Genomic DNA, 14,780 nt, shown 5'->3' with positions numbered 1-14,780 from the left:
ACCCACAACATGCAGGAACATCGCTACGACGTCGTCATCGTGGGCGCCGGCGGCGCAGGCATGCGCGCGGCGATCGAAGCCGCCCCTCGGGCCCGCACCGCGGTGCTGACCAAGCTGTACCCGACCCGCAGCCACACCGGCGCGGCCCAGGGCGGCATGTGTGCGGCACTCGCCAACGTCGAGGAAGACAACTGGGAGTGGCACACCTTCGACACCGTCAAGGGTGGTGACTACCTCGCCGATCAGGATGCCGTCGAGATCATGGCCAAGGAGGCCATCGACGCGGTGCTCGATCTCGAGAAGATGGGCCTGCCCTTCAACCGGACACCCGAGGGCAAGATCGATCAGCGACGCTTCGGCGGCCACACCCGCGATCACGGCAAGTCCCCGGTCCGGCGGGCCTGCTACGCCGCCGACCGCACCGGCCACATGATCCTGCAGACGCTCTACCAGAACTGCGTCAAGCACGACGTCGAGTTCTTCAACGAGTTCTACGCCCTCGACATCTGCCTCACGGAGAACGAGAAGGGCGAGCAGGTCGCGACCGGTGTCGTCGCCTACGAGCTCGCGACCGGCGAGATCCACGTCTTCCACGCCAAGTCGATCGTGTTCGCCACCGGCGGCTCGGGCCGTATGTACAAGACGACCTCGAACGCGCACACGCTGACCGGCGACGGCATGGGCATCATCTTCCGCAAGGGCCTGCCCCTCGAGGACATGGAGTTCCACCAGTTCCATCCGACGGGTCTCGCGGGGCTCGGCATCCTCATCTCGGAGGCGGTCCGCGGTGAGGGCGGCATCCTGCGCAACGCCGACGGCGAGCGTTTCATGGAGCGCTACGCCCCCACCATCAAGGACCTCGCGCCGCGCGACATCGTGGCCCGGTCGATGGTGCTCGAGGTGCTCGAAGGTCGCGGTGCCGGCCCGAACAAGGACTACGTCTACATCGACGTGACCCACCTCGGCGAGGACGTCCTCAACGAGAAGCTCCCCGACATCACCGAGTTCGCCCGTACCTACCTCGGCGTCGACCCGGTCACCGAGTACGTGCCGGTGTTCCCCACCTGTCACTACGTCATGGGCGGCATCCCGACCAACATCAACGGTCAGGTGCTGCGCAACAACGACGAGGTCGTCCACGGCCTGTACGCCGCCGGCGAGTGTGCGTGCGTGTCGGTCCACGGAGCCAACCGGCTGGGCACCAACTCGCTGCTCGACATCAACGTCTTCGGACGACGCGCGGGAATCGCGGCCGCGGACTACGCGAACTCGGCCGAGTTCGCCGAGCTCCCCGAGACGCCCACCGAGATGGTCGACTCGTGGCTCGAGCTGCTGCTCAGCGACCACGGACACGAGCGCGTCGCCGACATCCGTACCGAGCTGCAGGCCTCGATGGACGCGAACGCCTCGGTGTTCCGCACCGAGGAGACCCTCAAGCAGGCCCTGACCGACATCCACCGGTTCAAGGAGCGCTACGCCCACATCCGAGTCCATGACAAGGGCAAGCGCTTCAACAGCGATCTCCTCGAGGCCATCGAACTCGGCTTCCTGCTGGAGATGGCGGAGGTGACGGTGGCCGGAGCCCTGAACCGCAAGGAGTCGCGCGGCGGTCACGCACGCGAGGACTACCCGGATCGTGACGACGTCAACTACAAGCGGCACACCATGGCCTACAAAAAGGGCACGGACCTCCTTTCAGACATCGAGTTGGAGTACAAGCCGGTCGTGGAAACCCGCTACGAGCCGATGGAGCGTAAGTACTGATGACATCTGTTCTGGACAAGCCCGCACCGTCTTCCGACGATCCGCCGTTGCCTCCGGTGCCCGACGAGGCCACCATGGTGACGCTCAAGATCTTCCGCTTCAACCCGGAGAATCCCGACGCCCAGGGCTTCGAGAGCTTCCGCGTCCCGGCGCTGCCGACCGACCGCCTGCTCAACCTGCTCCTGTACGTGAAGGGCTACCTGGACGGGACGCTCACGTTCCGTCGTAGTTGCGCCCACGGCGTGTGCGGGTCGGACGCGATGCGGATCAACGGCGTCAACCGTCTCGCCTGCAAGCTGCTGATGAAGGACATGCTCCCGAAGGACAAGTCCAAGGAGATCACGATCACCATCGAGCCGATCCGCGGCCTGCCGGTGGAGAAGGATCTCGTGGTCGACATGGAACCGTTCTTCGACGCGTTCCGCGCGATCAAGCCGTTCCTGATCACCTCGGGCAACGAGCCGACCCGCGAACGCATCCAGAGCCAGGCCGACCGCGCCCGGTTCGACGACACCACCAAGTGCATCCTGTGCGCCTGCTGTACGACGAGCTGCCCGGTCTTCTGGACCGAGGGTTCGTACTTCGGTCCCGCCGCGATCGTCAACGCGCACCGGTTCATCTTCGACAGCCGCGACGAGGGGGCCGTCGAGCGACTCGACATCCTCAACGACGTCGACGGTGTGTGGCGTTGCCGCACCACGTTCAACTGCACCGACGCGTGCCCGCGTGGCATTCAGGTCACCCAGGCGATCTCGGAGGTCAAGCGCGCACTCATGTTCTCGCGCTAGCCGATTCGAACTTTCTCTGCAGCCCGGCAACGGCCCGCACCCTCAGGGGTGCGGGCCGTCGTCGTCGGTGCCGGGGTCCCGACGGAAGATGCCGGCGACGATCGATTCCGCGCTCCGCGCCTCCTCGTCGGGTTCGGCGGGCCAGAGCAGCAGGGCGAGAACGGAACGGATGAGGAACCGTGCATCCGCGGGATCATCGGGGTCGACGCCGACCAGATCGGCGGCCACCGCGTGCACCGCGGGGGACGACAGGACGGTTGGCGTCGCGCCGATGAGGTTGTCGGGCCGGAGGAACTGCCGGATGACCCGGTCGCCGCGTAGTGCGCGCAGGGTCTCGATGATCGCCGTCTGGGCGCGATCGGGCCCGGTGAGATCCGCGACGGTCGCACGGATGGCGGCGAGCACCGGTGCCGACGTGGTGGCCAGCACGGACTCGATCAGCGCGGACCGACCGCCGGCATGGCGGTAGATCGTCGCCCTCGAACAGTGCGCCCGACGACCGAGCTCGTCGAGGTCGAACCCGTCGAGGCCACGGCGTGCGATGAGGGCCGCCGCGTGCGCGATCAGACGCTCGCGTGCAGCATCGTGCCGGTCTCCGTCGACCAGCCAGTCCCGGGCCATCGCTCCCCCGTTCTCATGGTGAGACGAACCATCCTGTCGATGAAGGACGTTCCAGCTGTTCACGAGGCTAGCCTGAGACACCGGATGGTGCTGTGACTTCTCACCGATCTCGACTTCGGGGATATGCGTGCGTCGACGGCCCGGGGTCGCCCACGCTGGACTCCATGGACACCACCGCCGATCCCACGACCTTCTACTCGCGTCTGCACACCGGTTCGCCCGTGCAGCGAATCGGGGATTCATCGTTCTTCGCCGTCGGCTCCTGGGACCTGATCGCCGACGCGGTCCGACGCCCGGAGGACTTCTCGTCGAACCTGACCGCCACGATGGTGTGGCACGGCGACGGCACGGTCTCGGAGTTCCCGGTCGCCGGCCTGGGCGACGCTATGCACGTCCTCGCCACCGCCGACGGGGCCAGGCACCGCGATCATCGGAAGCTCGCCATGCGGTCGGTGTCTCCGGCACGTACCCGCGAGCTCGAACCGACCATTCGTCGATACATCACGGAGGCATGGGCCGACGATCTCCGTGGTGGCCGGATCGATTGGGTGAGCGCTGTCGCGCAACGGATTCCGATGGAGGTCGCCACGGCGGTGATCGGATTGCCGGTCGCCGACCGTGCCACGCTGACCCGGTGGGCGATCGCGACGAACGTCCTGATCGACGGCGTCATCACGCCGGACCAGCTGACGACGGCAACCGCGGCAGTCGGTGAGCTGACGGCTTATCTGTCGGCGGCGATGAGCAACGCAGACAATGACACCGGCGCCGGGAGCGAAGCGAGCGGGCCGACCGCGCTGGTCGAGGTGGCACGCCGCGTCGCCGAGGGCGGTCTCGATCACGAGACCGCGGTGATGATCCTGTTCCAACTGGTCGCCGCCGGGGCCGAGTCGACCACGAGCCTGCTCAACAGTGCCGTCTGGCTGTTGGACCGCCATCCCGACGTCGTCGAACGGTTACGCAGCGACCCCGGGCTCATCCCGGCGTTCGTGGAGGAGGCCCTTCGGCTCGAGACCCCGTTTCGTGGGCATTTCCGGCACGTGGTCGCCGACACGACGCTGGGCGACACCGCCTTGCCGGCGGGGTCACATGTGTTCCTGATGTGGGGTGCCGCCAATCGGGACCCCGGGCATTTCGACGATCCCGGCGCGATCGATCTCGATCCGGCGGCGCGGCGGTCGCACCTGGCGTTCGGCAAGGGCCTGCACCTGTGTGTCGGGGCGACATTGGCACGCTTGCAGGCGCGCCTCGCGGTCGAGCATCTGCTGCGCTCCACGACCGCTTTCCGGGTCGATCTGACGCAGACGGCGTGGGAGCCCGGGGTTCTCGTCCGTCGTTTCACCACGCTGCCGCTGACGATCACCCGCTGACAGCAGAATCCCGACTTCCGCTCGCTCAGCAGCGCGATGGAACCGATATGCCGTCCGATGCGTCGAAGGAAGACCGAGGAACCCGGCCCGTCGCCGGACCGGTGATCGCCCATCGAACGGAGTACTTCATGGCCCGCGCCCTTCTGTTCCGGCTGCTGCTGACACTCGCGGTGAGTGCGCTCGCGTGCCTCCTGGTGTTCGCACCGGCCGCGGCAGCACCCACCACCGACACGCAACGCATCACGATCACGCTGATCTCCGACCACGAGCACAACGGCGCCGCAGCGTGGACGGACGCAGACGGAAGACTCCGCACACAGTCCGAAGTGCCGCTGTCGCAACGAGATCCAGACGGCAAGTTCAAGGCGTCGTTGGTGTACACGCGGGCCGCGGCCGAGGCACCGGTCGACGCGCTGTTCCAGTCCGGCGGGCGGTTCGCCCGGTGCGAGATCACCGTCGACGGTGAACGGGTCGCCGACCACACCGCGCACGGGTCCCGTCCGACGAGTTCATGTCATTCCGGTTGACGCAGCCCGGCGTGGGTTCCGACCCCGCGTCGGCGAGAGGAATCGCCACCGAGACCGTACTCTTGCACTCGTCATGAGCACCAGAACACAGCCGGTCGAGCGCCCGCGGGAGCGGTTGCGGGTCTTGGAGATCCGGCACGCGGAGTCCGAACCACCCGGCGCCTACGGACCCGCCCTGCACGCGATCACCGAGACGGCCACCCTGCGGATCTGGCGCGAACCCGCGACCGTCGATCCAGCGGATTTCGACGCCATCCTCGTTCTCGGCGGAGCGATGGGAGTCGGTGACGCGGACCGCATCCCGTGGATCGCCGACGAGATCGACCTGCTCCGCCGTGCCCGTGAACGCGGTGTGCCCATCTGGGGTGTCTGTCTGGGCGCGCAGATGCTGGCAGCGGCTCTCGGTGGCGAGGTGCACACGAGCGACATACCGGAACTCGGTGTACGCCGGGTGCGTCTCAACGACGCAGGGATGGCCGACCCGGTGTGGGGCGGGGCGGTCATCGCACCCGCACCACGCGACATCGACACAGTCCAGTGGCATTTCGACACGTTCACCCTGCCACCCGGGGCCACCCTGCTCGCGTCCTCCGACGCCTGCGTCAATCAGTTGTTCCGCGTGGACAACTGCTACGGAGTGCAGTTCCACCTCGAAGCCGGCGGCGATCTCGTCAGGGGGTGGCTGTCACACCAGGAATCACGGTCCGCGGTGGCCGAGGTCCTGGGTGAGTCGGCCACCGACCGCTTCCCGATCGACGCCGCGGCCGCCGAGAAAGTGACCGTGCCGACGGCGGAGGCAGTGATGCGGCGCTGGTTGCACGATGTCGTCGGCAGCGCACGGCCCCGCTGGTAACGTGCGGCCGATGACCCCGACGTGGACTCGTCGTACCGCGTGCGCGCTCGTCGCCGTGCTGACCGTCGGAGTGCTCGGCCTCGTCCTTCGCGTCGGCCCGGCCGTGGCCGTCCCGCTGCCGACCGTACCGCCTCCGGCGATCACCACGCCGGTCACCGATCACTGCCCGCACAAAGTCGCCACGCCTCCGGCCGTCGACGAATCCGAGGTCGTCGCACCGGGTTCGACGACCCCCACTCCCCTTCCTGTTCCCGCACCGGCCGTCGGCGGTGACCAACTCGCCGGTTGCGGGGTCATCGCCGATCCGTCGGCCGGTCCCGTTCCGCCGCGACTGACCTCCGCGGGTTGGTTGATCGCCGATCTCGAGTCCGGGCAGGTCATCGCAGCCAAGGATCCCCACGGCCGGTACCGGCCGGCGTCGACGATCAAGGTGCTGCTCGCACTGGTCGTCCTCGACGAACTCGACCTCGGCGCGCCGGTCGTGCCCACCGTCGAGGACTCGAGCACCGAGGGTGATTCCTGTGGCATGGGGCCCGGTGGTGTCTACACCGTTCGCGACGTGCTCACCGGACTCTTGCTCGTGTCCGGCAACGACTGCGCGAATGCGCTCGCGCGTCAGCTCGGCGGCGTCGACGCGACGCTCGAGAAGATGAATGACCGGGCCGCGCAGCTGGGCGCGACGGACACGCGTGCTGCCAGCCCGTCCGGACTGGACGCCGCCGGGATGTCCTCCTCGCCCTACGATCTGGCGCTGCTGTTCCGGGCCGCGATGACCGAGCCGACCTTTCGCGAGATCATCGCGATGCCCACGATCCGCTTCCCGGGTTACCCGCGGCGTCCAGATGTGCCGGGCGACAAGGATCATCCGCCCTACGACATGTACAGCACCAACCGCCTCCTCCTCGATGGGTATCCGGGAATGCTCGGCGGCAAGACCGGTTACACCGACGACGCACGGAAGACGTTCGTGGGTGCCGCCGAACGCGACGGCCAGACGGTGATCATCGTGCAGATGTTCGGCCTGTCCGTCGACGGGGATCCGTACTGGGACCAGGCGAAGGCGATGTTCGACTACGGATTCCGAACCGACCCCGCCATCTCGGTGGGCCGCCTCGTCGAGCCGTCGGCCGCGTCCGGACCGACCTCGACACCAGCGCCGACGCAGACCGAGAACCGCGCCGTCGCAACAGGTTCCGACCAGGCGTCGTCGACCTCCGTCCAGATCCTCATCGGGCTCGTGGCCGCACTCGCGGCGGTCATCCTCCTGCTCATCGGGTTGAAGCTCGCCGGACGCCGCTGATCAGACGACCAGCGCCGGAGGTCAACGCCGCCGAAGGGCTCCGATCAGCGCGGCCGCGACTGCGCCCAGTCCGACGGCGGCCGCGAGGGCGCCGGGCCGGGGCGCCGGGCTCACCTCGACCGTCGGCGAAATCTGGACCGGCCGGTGCAGTTCCGCGTCCGGCTCTTCCACCACCTGGTACTTGCTGTTGATGGGGTCGGTCGCGCACCACGCGGTGGCATACAACACGATCCGCGACGCAAGGTACGCGAAGACGAACACACCGAAGATCGGACCGAACGCCACCCCGGCCGGCGAGCCCAGGACCGACTGGAGATACAGCCCGCCAAGGGATTTCATCAGCTCGAACGCGATCGCGATGACCAGTCCGGCCTTCATGGCGTGCGTCATCGGCAGCGGCACCAGCGGTAGCCGCGCCAGCACGAAGGTGAAGAGCAGCCAGCTGGCGAACACCGACACGACGATGGCGACGGCCCGCACCACGACCGGGGCCCATGACGCGTCGTCGAGGCCCACCCAGGAGAGCATCGTGGTGGTGAGCCCGCTGTTGCCCAGCGTCGTCAGCGCCATCGTCACGGCGAAGGCCATGCCCAGCAATGCGAACGTGAGGAGATCCCACACCTTCGACAGCACGGGGTTGCGGTCGACGCGACCCCCGTACATCTCGGTGAAGGCCACCCGGACGCCGGAGATCCACCCGATCCCGGTGAAGGCGGCACCGATCAGACCGACGATCCCTACCGCGGCGCGGGAGGAGATCGCCGAATCGATGACCTCACTGAGCTGCTCGCCCATCTTGCCGGGCGCGGCGTCGACAACCGCCTGTTGCAGGTCTTCGAGCAGCTGTGGCTGATTCGCCAACACGAACGCGGCGACCGAGAACACCACCATGATGATCGGGACGAGCGCGAGGATGCCGTTGAAGCTGATGGCCGCCGCATACACGTTTCCGCGCCGGTCGTTGTAGCGTTCGACGGTCTGCACCAGGTGCTCGACGGCGGGCCACTTCTCCCGCGCCGCGGCGAAGGCCGACTTGCCCTTGTCGACGGTCGTCATCCCTTTGTCCACCGCCGATTTCGCCGTGTCCACCGGTGATCTCGCCGAGTCGCGCGCGGAGGTCATGGATCGCCTTCCTGGTCGGATCGCGGGACGGCGTCCGGCGGATGCGGTCTCACCGGCCAGGCGCCAGGAACCCCACCTTGTCATAGACCGACGCCAGCGTCTCGGAGGCGATGGCACGCGCGCGGGCCGCGCCCCGAGCCAGGATGGCGTCGAGTTCGGCCGGATCGGACAGGTACTCCTCGACCCGCCCGCGCAGCGGGGTGACGAACTCGGTCAGCACCTCCGCGGTGTCGACCTTCAGGTCGCCGTATCCCTTGCCCTCGTATTTGGCGACCAGATCGTCGACGCCGACACCGGACAGGGCCGACTGGATGGTCAGCAGGTTGGAGACACCAGGCTTATCGACGACATCGAACCGGATCTCCGAACCGGTATCGGTGACAGCCGACCGGATCTTCTTCGCCGAACGTTTCGGATCGTCGAGCAGATTGATCAGACCCTTGTCGGTCTCGGCGGATTTGCTCATCTTGGCCGTCGGGTTCTGCAGGTCGTAGATCTTGGCGAACTCGGCGACGATGTGCGCCTGGGGCACCTTCAGCACCTTGCCGAACCGGGAGTTGAATCGCTGGGCGAGGTCGCGGGTGAGTTCGAGATGCTGCCGCTGGTCCTCCCCGACCGGAACCCGATCGACCTGAAAGGCGAGGATGTCCGCGGCCATCAGGATGGGGTAGGTGAACAGGCCGACGCCCGCCGCGTCGACGCCCTGCTTGGCCGACTTGTCCTTGAACTGGGTCATCCGGCTGGCCTCGCCGAAACCGGTGATGCACGACAGGACCCACGTCAGCTGGGCGATCTCGGGGATGTGGGACTGCACATAGATCGTCGACCGCTCGGGGTCCACACCGACGGCGAGCAATTGCGCGACGCTCAGGCGGGTGCGTTCGGCGAGGACCTTGGGGTCGAACGGCACCGTGAGTGCGTGCATGTCCGGGATGAAGTAGAACGCCTCGAAGTCGTCCTGCAAGGCCACCCACTGCCGGACCGCACCGAGATAGTTCCCGAGGTGGAAGGAGTCACTCGTCGGCTGGATACCGGACAGCACACGCGGACGGGTCGGCATTGACTCGGCCGCGGGCTCTCCGTTGCGCTCTACGTCGCTGGTCATGACGCCCAGTTTGTCAGACCCGGTCACTCGTACCGCACGGTGACCGGAGCGTGGTCGGACCAGCGGAGGTCGTAGGCCGCCGCACGTTCCACCTCGGCCTTGGTCGCCCGGCCGGCCAGCATCTTGTTGGTGAGCTGATAGTCGATCCGCCATCCGGAATCGTTGTCGAAGGCCTTACCGCGCCACGACCACCACGAGTAGGGCCCGGCGTCGTCGGGAAAGAGTTCGCGCATGACGTCGCGCCACCCGGCGGCGAGCAGGTCGGCCACCCAGGCCCGTTCGTGCGGTAGGAAGCCGGGGCTCTTGAGATTGCCCTTCCAGTTCTTGATGTCGGCTTCGGCGGGCGCGATGTTCCAGTCGCCACCCACGACGACGTGGCGGCGTCGACGGACCAACCGATCCAGGTACGCGCCGAACTCGCGCATGAAACGGACCTTCTCGTCGTGCTTGGCGATGTCCTTTTCGGCGTCGGAGAGCGCGGCACCCTTGGGCAGGTACAGGCTTCCCGCGGTCAGCGGTCCCAGGTCGGTGTCGACGTCGACTTCGAGATAGCGGCCGAGGTCGTCGAACTCCGCGCTCCCGAATCCGACGCGCACCGCCGACGGCGCGCTACGTGTCAGCACACCGACGCCCGCGTGGCCCTTCACCGAGGACTCGCTCATCGTCAGATGCCATCCGGTGTCGAGCACCGGCGCCAGCGCGTCGCGGGCGAGTTCCTCGCTCGCGCGGACCTCCTGCAGCAGGACCACATCCGGTCCAGATGTGTCGAGCCAGGGCAGCAGGCCGCGGTTGGCCTCCGACCGATGTTTGACCGCTGCGCGGATTCCGTTGACGTTCACCGTGGAGATCGTGAGTGGCACGGGGCCACATGCTACGGCGGCTGTCCGACAGCCCATTGGCCGTGATCGCGCCACTCGAACGACGTCAAAAAAAGGTAAGGCAACCCTTGTGCGGACACCCTAAGATATGTAAGCATTGCCTAATCCAGGCACGAAGGTGAGTTTCCGAGATGTTCGTTTGCATATGCCGCGCCGTCACCGTGGACGAGGTCCATGCGCACTGCGATGCGGGCGCGTACACGGTCGACGCGATCAGCGACCGCTGCGGCGCGGGCGAAGGCTGCGGGACCTGCCTGGACGAACTGCACACCATCCTGAGCGAAAGGGCGTCAACCGCGACGACCGCTGCATGACCTGACCTCCGAGCCGACGAACCTCGCGCGAGACGACGCGCGGGGGGTTTTGTCGTGTTACGGTTCGACCGGACACACACGGGAAATGGGAGGCAGACAGATGCGTGGCGACCCCGAGGTCATCGACCTGCTCAACGAACAGCTCACGAGTGAGCTGACCGCGATCAACCAGTACTTCCTGCACGCGAAGATGCAGCAGAGCTGGGGTCTCACCGAGATCGCCGCGAAGACACGGGCCGAGTCGATCGAGGAGATGACTCACGCCGAGGTCCTGACCGATCGCATCCTGTTCCTCGACGCCCTGCCCAACTATCAGCGCCTGCTGCCGCTGCGCATCGGGCAGTCGATCCGGGAGCAGTTCGAGTCGGACATGTCGATCGAGGTCGAGGTGGTGGAACGACTCCGCCCCGGAATCGCGATGTGCCGGTCCAAGGGCGACATCACCAGCGCCAACCTCTTGGAGCAGATCCTCGCCGACGAAGAGGAACACATCGACTATCTCGAGACGCAACTCGAGCTGATCAACAAGCTCGGCGAGCAGCTCTACCTGTCGAAGACCATCGCCACACCGCCCACGAACGGCTGATTGCACCGACTCGACGACACGAGGGCCGACCGGACTCATCCGGTCGGCCCTCGTCGTAGGTAGGACGGCCGCGCTCGTTCAGGACCCGACGGGCTGGTGCCGCGCCTGGCGCCGCGCGGTCGCGAGGGCCACGACGGTGACCGCGATACCCGCCACCGCGAGCATCACCCCGACCACCGACGGCGCCAGATATCCGTAGCCGGCACTGACCACCACGCCACCGAGCAGCGCTCCGGCCGCGTTGGCGATGTTGAGCGCGGAATGGTTCAGGGCCGCGGCCAGAGTCTGTGCATCGGCCGCCACATCCATCAGCCTGGTCTGCAGCGCGGGTAGCATCATCGATCCCGTGAGCGCCACGAGGTAGGTGAGGATCAACGCTGCCCAAGCATTCTCGGCCAGCACCGCAAAAGCGCCGAGGGAGAGTGCGGTGGCGGTGAGTCCGCCGAGGATCGCCACCGCCACGCTGCGGTCGGCGACATAACCGCCGACGAAGTTGCCGGTCACCATTCCCAGTCCGTACAACATCAGGGCGAACGGCACGACCGACACCGACAGCCCGGTGTCGGTGGTCAGCGCGGAGTTGAGATACGTGTAGAACGCGAACATCCCACCGAACCCGACGGTTCCGATGACCAGTGTGAACCAGACCTGGGACCGCTTGAGTGCACCGAGCTCGGTGAGCGGGTCGGTGGTCTTCATCCCGGTGAGCGTGGGAAGCACCCGGATCAGCGCGACGACGGTGGCGATTCCGATCACGACCACGATCGCGAACGCGGACCGCCAGCCGAACGTCTCGCCGAGCCAGGCGGCCGCCGGTACGCCGAGGACGTTCGCGACGGACAGACCGAGCATCACCTATCCCACGGCCTTGCCACGGTTGCGCGGGCCGGCCAGATGAGCGGCGACCAGAGCCGCGACCCCGAAGTAGGCGCCATGCGGGAGGCCGGCGACGAACCTCGCCACCAGCAGCAGACCGTAATCCGGCGCGAGGACGGTCGCGAGGTTGCCGACCGTGAACGCCACCATCAAGCCGATCAGAAGCGTCCGACGGGACATCCGCGCGGTGAGCGCCGCGATCAGCGGCGCACCCACCACCACACCCATCGCGTAGGCCGAGATGACATGTCCGGCAGTCGGCTCCGAGACACCGAGCGATCCGGCGATGTTGGGCAGGAGGCCCATGGCGACGAACTCGGTCGTCCCGATCCCGAATCCACCCAGCGCAAGGGCGAGGATCGTCCACCGACGCACCCGGCGGGACACCTCGGCCGATTCGGCCCGCGCGGGGCTGCGGACTTCCCCGGCGGTGGACGGACCCGTCAGTGAAGGGTCGGCCGGGGCTTCGGTCGTCGAGAGAGCATCAGGCACGGTTGATGCCAACCCGCGCCCGTCAGCGCTGATTCCTCAGCCGGTGGTGAGTTCATTCACAAGCGCAGTGTCCTGAGCATCGCGCGGGGTGTCAGTCGCCGGCTTCGGAGCCCCCATCGCTGTCGGGCTCGGACGGGTCTGGGGAGGGCCCGTCCGGATCCGAAGCCGTGTCGGACGAGCCGGCCCTCTCGCCGTCCTCTCCCCCGTGACCGTCGGTTCCAGACGTCTCGACATCGCTTCCCGAGGGATCGGTGACGGCCGGCGAGTCGTCGTCTCGAGGCGGGGCAGGCGCGGGGTCCGCGTCGGGCGTATCGGTCTCGGCATCGTCGCCCGTGTCGGCCCCCGACGACGTGTCGGTCGTGTCGCCCACCGGGGGCTGCCCGGCCGGTGACGGGTCGGTGGCATCCGGTTCGGCAGCCCGGGCCGCCGACGGCTCGGACGAGGGGCCGGACCCGCCCACTTCTTCAGCGCGGACCGGCCCCACGGACTCGTCGGGTACGGCCGCCAGTCGCGCGAACGTGGACGATCGCAGGTGCGACGTGTCCGCCGCGAGAATCGAGACGGCGCCGCCCTCCGACGCCACCGGCCCGATGATCGCGCCCGCCCAGTACCGGACGAAATTGACCGGCAGCAGGACGATGCTGCGCACGCTGGCAGCCAGGGCGCTGACACCGCGCACGAACCGAGCCGGTGTCGCGGTGACGATGCCCTGCAGGATGTCCTCGAAGACGAAGATGTCGGGTAGGTATGCGCCGTACCCGAGACGTGGGAGTGGCGGCAGCAAGCCCTGCACCAGCCGGACCACCGGCTGCAGATTCGCCAGTTCGATGCCGAACGGAAGCCCGATGGTCGGGCGATCCGACAGGAAATCGCCGATGGTGCCCCGGTAGCCGAGGTCACGAGCCCAGCCCTGGACGAGCTCGGCGAACGCCGAGCTCGCGCCGACCATGCAGACGCCGTCCGCACAATCAACCGGGCGATTCGTCCACGTGTATCCCGACACCAGAGGGTTACCCGACATCTGCTCGGGATACAGGAAATGTTTGACCTGGTAGCCGAGGATGCCGTCGATGGCGCCGATCGGGTCGTAGACGGGATCGGGCAGATCGCAGATCGGGTCGCCCTCGATGCACACCGACACGACCCGGTCATTGACCGTCCCGAAGCCGGCGTCCGTACTGTCGGCACCACGCGACCCCGACATGGTCAGACCCGGGATGATCCCGATCAGCGACAACTCGATACCTCGCCCGGTCTTGTCACCGGCCTGCCGCGGATCCGAATACAGCTCGCCCGACACCCCGACGTCGGAGATCACGACGTCGTCGCTGGGATCGTCGGGCGTGTTCGCGACATCGAACTTCCGGCCGTTGCCGATACCGGCGAGCACGTCTCCAGCGATGCGCGCCCCTTGCGAATAGCCCGTCACCACCACCGGCGCCTCGGACCCGCACGCTTCTCGATACGACGAGATCGCCGACGCCGTCGATGCGATTCCCTGTTCGGTGCTGCGGTCGTACCCCGTCGCTCCGAGCGGCCATATGGTTGCCGGGTAGGGAGCGTTGATCACCTCATAGTCCTGCTTGCGGTACCGCTCCTTGACGCCCTCGAGCAATAGCGACTCAGCGTCGACGGTCCCCCCGACCACCACGACGGCACCGCTGCACGAGGGGCCGCCGGCTGTCGCCGCCGCCACCCCCGTGAAGCCGAATGCGGCGAGGGTCGACATCGTCGACATCCAGGCGACCAACAGAGCGACCCGTCGGGTCCGGAGATGAGCCATCACGGCCATGAGCGCTCCTGTGCGAACCCGGACCACCTGAGCGGAGCATTCCGGTGCAGCCGGGGCTGGTCGAACAGTAGATCCGCGATTGCGGAATCGACAGCACGCTGAGCGTCGCTAACTACCTTGACCAGCTGTTTTGTATCTGAACACACCCGATTTCACTCGGTCGGAGGACAGCCACCGGCACCCTTCCGGTGCACTTCTCAAGGGTTGGGCGCGGCCTGACCGGGACGGTTCTCGGGCCCTCACATCCGTGTTATATCCTTGTCGCCAGGTCATGAGTATCAGCGCGAAGCCCCGGCTGGCTGATCGGCAACCCTCCTTCCGCGGTGGGGTGCTCCGGGTGATGACCGGGTTGCGGGATCGCAGTGGCGATCCCCGGCAAGCGCGGGTCCGAA

At 67.3% G+C, this 14,780-nt stretch carries 13 protein-coding genes, 1 pseudogene and 1 riboswitch; of the genes and pseudogenes, 8 read left to right on the top strand and 6 right to left on the bottom strand.

Annotated features, from left to right (window positions below; all coding sequences use genetic code 11):
• Nucleotides 1-9 precede the first annotated feature (9 nt).
• Both sdhA and ACFUEJ_RS11680 read left to right on the top strand, forming a co-directional pair.
• A complete protein-coding gene (gene sdhA / locus ACFUEJ_RS11685) occupies nt 10-1,764 on the top strand; it encodes a succinate dehydrogenase flavoprotein subunit (protein WP_058250660.1) in 1,755 nt (584 codons plus the stop codon).
• Nucleotides 1,764-2,552, top strand: a complete 789-nt coding sequence (locus ACFUEJ_RS11680) for a succinate dehydrogenase iron-sulfur subunit (RefSeq protein WP_058250661.1) — start codon at nt 1,764-1,766, stop codon at nt 2,550-2,552. The genes sdhA and ACFUEJ_RS11680 overlap by 1 nt, the downstream gene beginning before the upstream one ends.
• Nucleotides 2,553-2,594: 42 nt before the next feature.
• On the opposite strand, the gene ACFUEJ_RS11675 is transcribed toward ACFUEJ_RS11680, so the two are convergent.
• Nucleotides 2,595-3,173 (bottom strand): TetR/AcrR family transcriptional regulator, encoded by a 579-nt coding sequence (locus ACFUEJ_RS11675; RefSeq protein WP_058250662.1) that lies wholly within the window; start codon nt 3,171-3,173, stop codon nt 2,595-2,597.
• Between the two features lie 164 nt (nt 3,174-3,337).
• On the opposite strand from ACFUEJ_RS11675, the gene ACFUEJ_RS11670 reads away from it, so the two are divergent.
• The 4 genes from ACFUEJ_RS11670 (at nt 3,338) to ACFUEJ_RS11655 (ending at nt 7,223) form a co-directional block, all read left to right on the top strand.
• Nucleotides 3,338-4,543, top strand: a complete 1,206-nt coding sequence (locus tag ACFUEJ_RS11670) for a cytochrome P450 (RefSeq protein ID WP_388029540.1) — start codon at nt 3,338-3,340, stop codon at nt 4,541-4,543.
• Between the two features lie 47 nt (nt 4,544-4,590).
• Nucleotides 4,591-5,070, top strand: coding sequence for a hypothetical protein (locus ACFUEJ_RS11665; RefSeq protein WP_223258988.1), 480 nt, complete (start codon nt 4,591-4,593; stop codon nt 5,068-5,070).
• 73 nt (nt 5,071-5,143) lie between these two features.
• Nucleotides 5,144-5,923 carry a type 1 glutamine amidotransferase gene (locus ACFUEJ_RS11660; RefSeq protein ID WP_058250664.1) on the top strand — a complete coding sequence of 260 codons (780 nt, stop codon included), beginning with the start codon at nt 5,144-5,146 and terminating at the stop codon, nt 5,921-5,923.
• A gap of 10 nt (nt 5,924-5,933) precedes the next feature.
• Nucleotides 5,934-7,223, top strand: coding sequence for a D-alanyl-D-alanine carboxypeptidase family protein (locus ACFUEJ_RS11655; RefSeq protein WP_078112204.1), 1,290 nt, complete (start codon nt 5,934-5,936; stop codon nt 7,221-7,223).
• Between the two features lie 21 nt (nt 7,224-7,244).
• Here ACFUEJ_RS11655 and ACFUEJ_RS11650 read toward each other — a convergent pair whose 3' ends face one another.
• The 3 genes from ACFUEJ_RS11650 to ACFUEJ_RS11640 are packed head-to-tail and all read right to left on the bottom strand — an operon-like array spanning nt 7,245 to nt 10,310.
• Nucleotides 7,245-8,345 (bottom strand): YhjD/YihY/BrkB family envelope integrity protein, encoded by a 1,101-nt coding sequence (locus ACFUEJ_RS11650; RefSeq protein WP_078112072.1) that lies wholly within the window; start codon nt 8,343-8,345, stop codon nt 7,245-7,247.
• A 49-nt stretch (nt 8,346-8,394) separates the two neighbouring features.
• Nucleotides 8,395-9,450, bottom strand: coding sequence for a tryptophan--tRNA ligase (gene trpS, locus ACFUEJ_RS11645; protein ID WP_058250876.1), 1,056 nt, complete (start codon nt 9,448-9,450; stop codon nt 8,395-8,397).
• A gap of 23 nt (nt 9,451-9,473) precedes the next feature.
• Nucleotides 9,474-10,310 (bottom strand): exodeoxyribonuclease III, encoded by an 837-nt coding sequence (locus ACFUEJ_RS11640; protein ID WP_058250666.1) that lies wholly within the window; start codon nt 10,308-10,310, stop codon nt 9,474-9,476.
• Between the two features lie 149 nt (nt 10,311-10,459).
• On the opposite strand from ACFUEJ_RS11640, the gene ACFUEJ_RS11635 reads away from it, so the two are divergent.
• Nucleotides 10,460-10,642 (top strand): bacterioferritin-associated ferredoxin, encoded by a 183-nt coding sequence (locus tag ACFUEJ_RS11635; protein WP_058250667.1) that lies wholly within the window; start codon nt 10,460-10,462, stop codon nt 10,640-10,642.
• Nucleotides 10,643-10,742: 100 nt separating this feature from the next.
• A complete protein-coding gene (bfr, locus tag ACFUEJ_RS11630) occupies nt 10,743-11,228 on the top strand; it encodes a bacterioferritin (protein ID WP_058250877.1) in 486 nt (161 codons plus the stop codon).
• A gap of 78 nt (nt 11,229-11,306) precedes the next feature.
• Here the strand turns inward: bfr and ACFUEJ_RS11625 are convergent.
• Both ACFUEJ_RS11625 and ACFUEJ_RS11620 read right to left on the bottom strand, forming a co-directional pair.
• A pseudogene (locus ACFUEJ_RS11625) lies at nt 11,307-12,596 on the bottom strand (MFS transporter).
• 91 nt (nt 12,597-12,687) lie between these two features.
• A complete protein-coding gene (locus ACFUEJ_RS11620) occupies nt 12,688-14,388 on the bottom strand; it encodes a cutinase family protein (RefSeq protein WP_388029534.1) in 1,701 nt (566 codons plus the stop codon).
• A 267-nt stretch (nt 14,389-14,655) separates the two neighbouring features.
• Nucleotides 14,656-14,776, top strand: a riboswitch (SAM riboswitch).
• Nucleotides 14,777-14,780: the final 4 nt, after the last annotated feature.

The organism is Gordonia sp. NPDC057258 (genome assembly GCF_042668985.1).
In the GTDB taxonomy this organism is placed as follows: Bacteria; Actinomycetota; Actinomycetes; order Mycobacteriales; family Mycobacteriaceae; genus Gordonia; species Gordonia hongkongensis.
Note: the sequence above shows the minus strand (reverse complement) of the source record. Positions and strands in the feature narration are given on the sequence as shown.

Coding starts and splice junctions, on each gene's coding strand:
- ACFUEJ_RS11650 (WP_078112072.1), bottom strand. CDS start 8,345: ATGACCTCCGCGCGCGACTCGGCGAGATCACCGGTGGACACGGCGAAA.
- ACFUEJ_RS11665 (WP_223258988.1), top strand. CDS start 4,591: ATGCCGTCCGATGCGTCGAAGGAAGACCGAGGAACCCGGCCCGTCGCC.
- ACFUEJ_RS11655 (WP_078112204.1), top strand. CDS start 5,934: ATGACCCCGACGTGGACTCGTCGTACCGCGTGCGCGCTCGTCGCCGTG.
- ACFUEJ_RS11680 (WP_058250661.1), top strand. CDS start 1,764: ATGACATCTGTTCTGGACAAGCCCGCACCGTCTTCCGACGATCCGCCG.
- ACFUEJ_RS11635 (WP_058250667.1), top strand. CDS start 10,460: ATGTTCGTTTGCATATGCCGCGCCGTCACCGTGGACGAGGTCCATGCG.
- ACFUEJ_RS11675 (WP_058250662.1), bottom strand. CDS start 3,173: ATGGCCCGGGACTGGCTGGTCGACGGAGACCGGCACGATGCTGCACGC.
- bfr (WP_058250877.1), top strand. CDS start 10,743: ATGCGTGGCGACCCCGAGGTCATCGACCTGCTCAACGAACAGCTCACG.
- ACFUEJ_RS11660 (WP_058250664.1), top strand. CDS start 5,144: ATGAGCACCAGAACACAGCCGGTCGAGCGCCCGCGGGAGCGGTTGCGG.
- sdhA (WP_058250660.1), top strand. CDS start 10: ATGCAGGAACATCGCTACGACGTCGTCATCGTGGGCGCCGGCGGCGCA.
- ACFUEJ_RS11670 (WP_388029540.1), top strand. CDS start 3,338: ATGGACACCACCGCCGATCCCACGACCTTCTACTCGCGTCTGCACACC.
- trpS (WP_058250876.1), bottom strand. CDS start 9,450: ATGACCAGCGACGTAGAGCGCAACGGAGAGCCCGCGGCCGAGTCAATG.
- ACFUEJ_RS11620 (WP_388029534.1), bottom strand. CDS start 14,388: ATGGCCGTGATGGCTCATCTCCGGACCCGACGGGTCGCTCTGTTGGTC.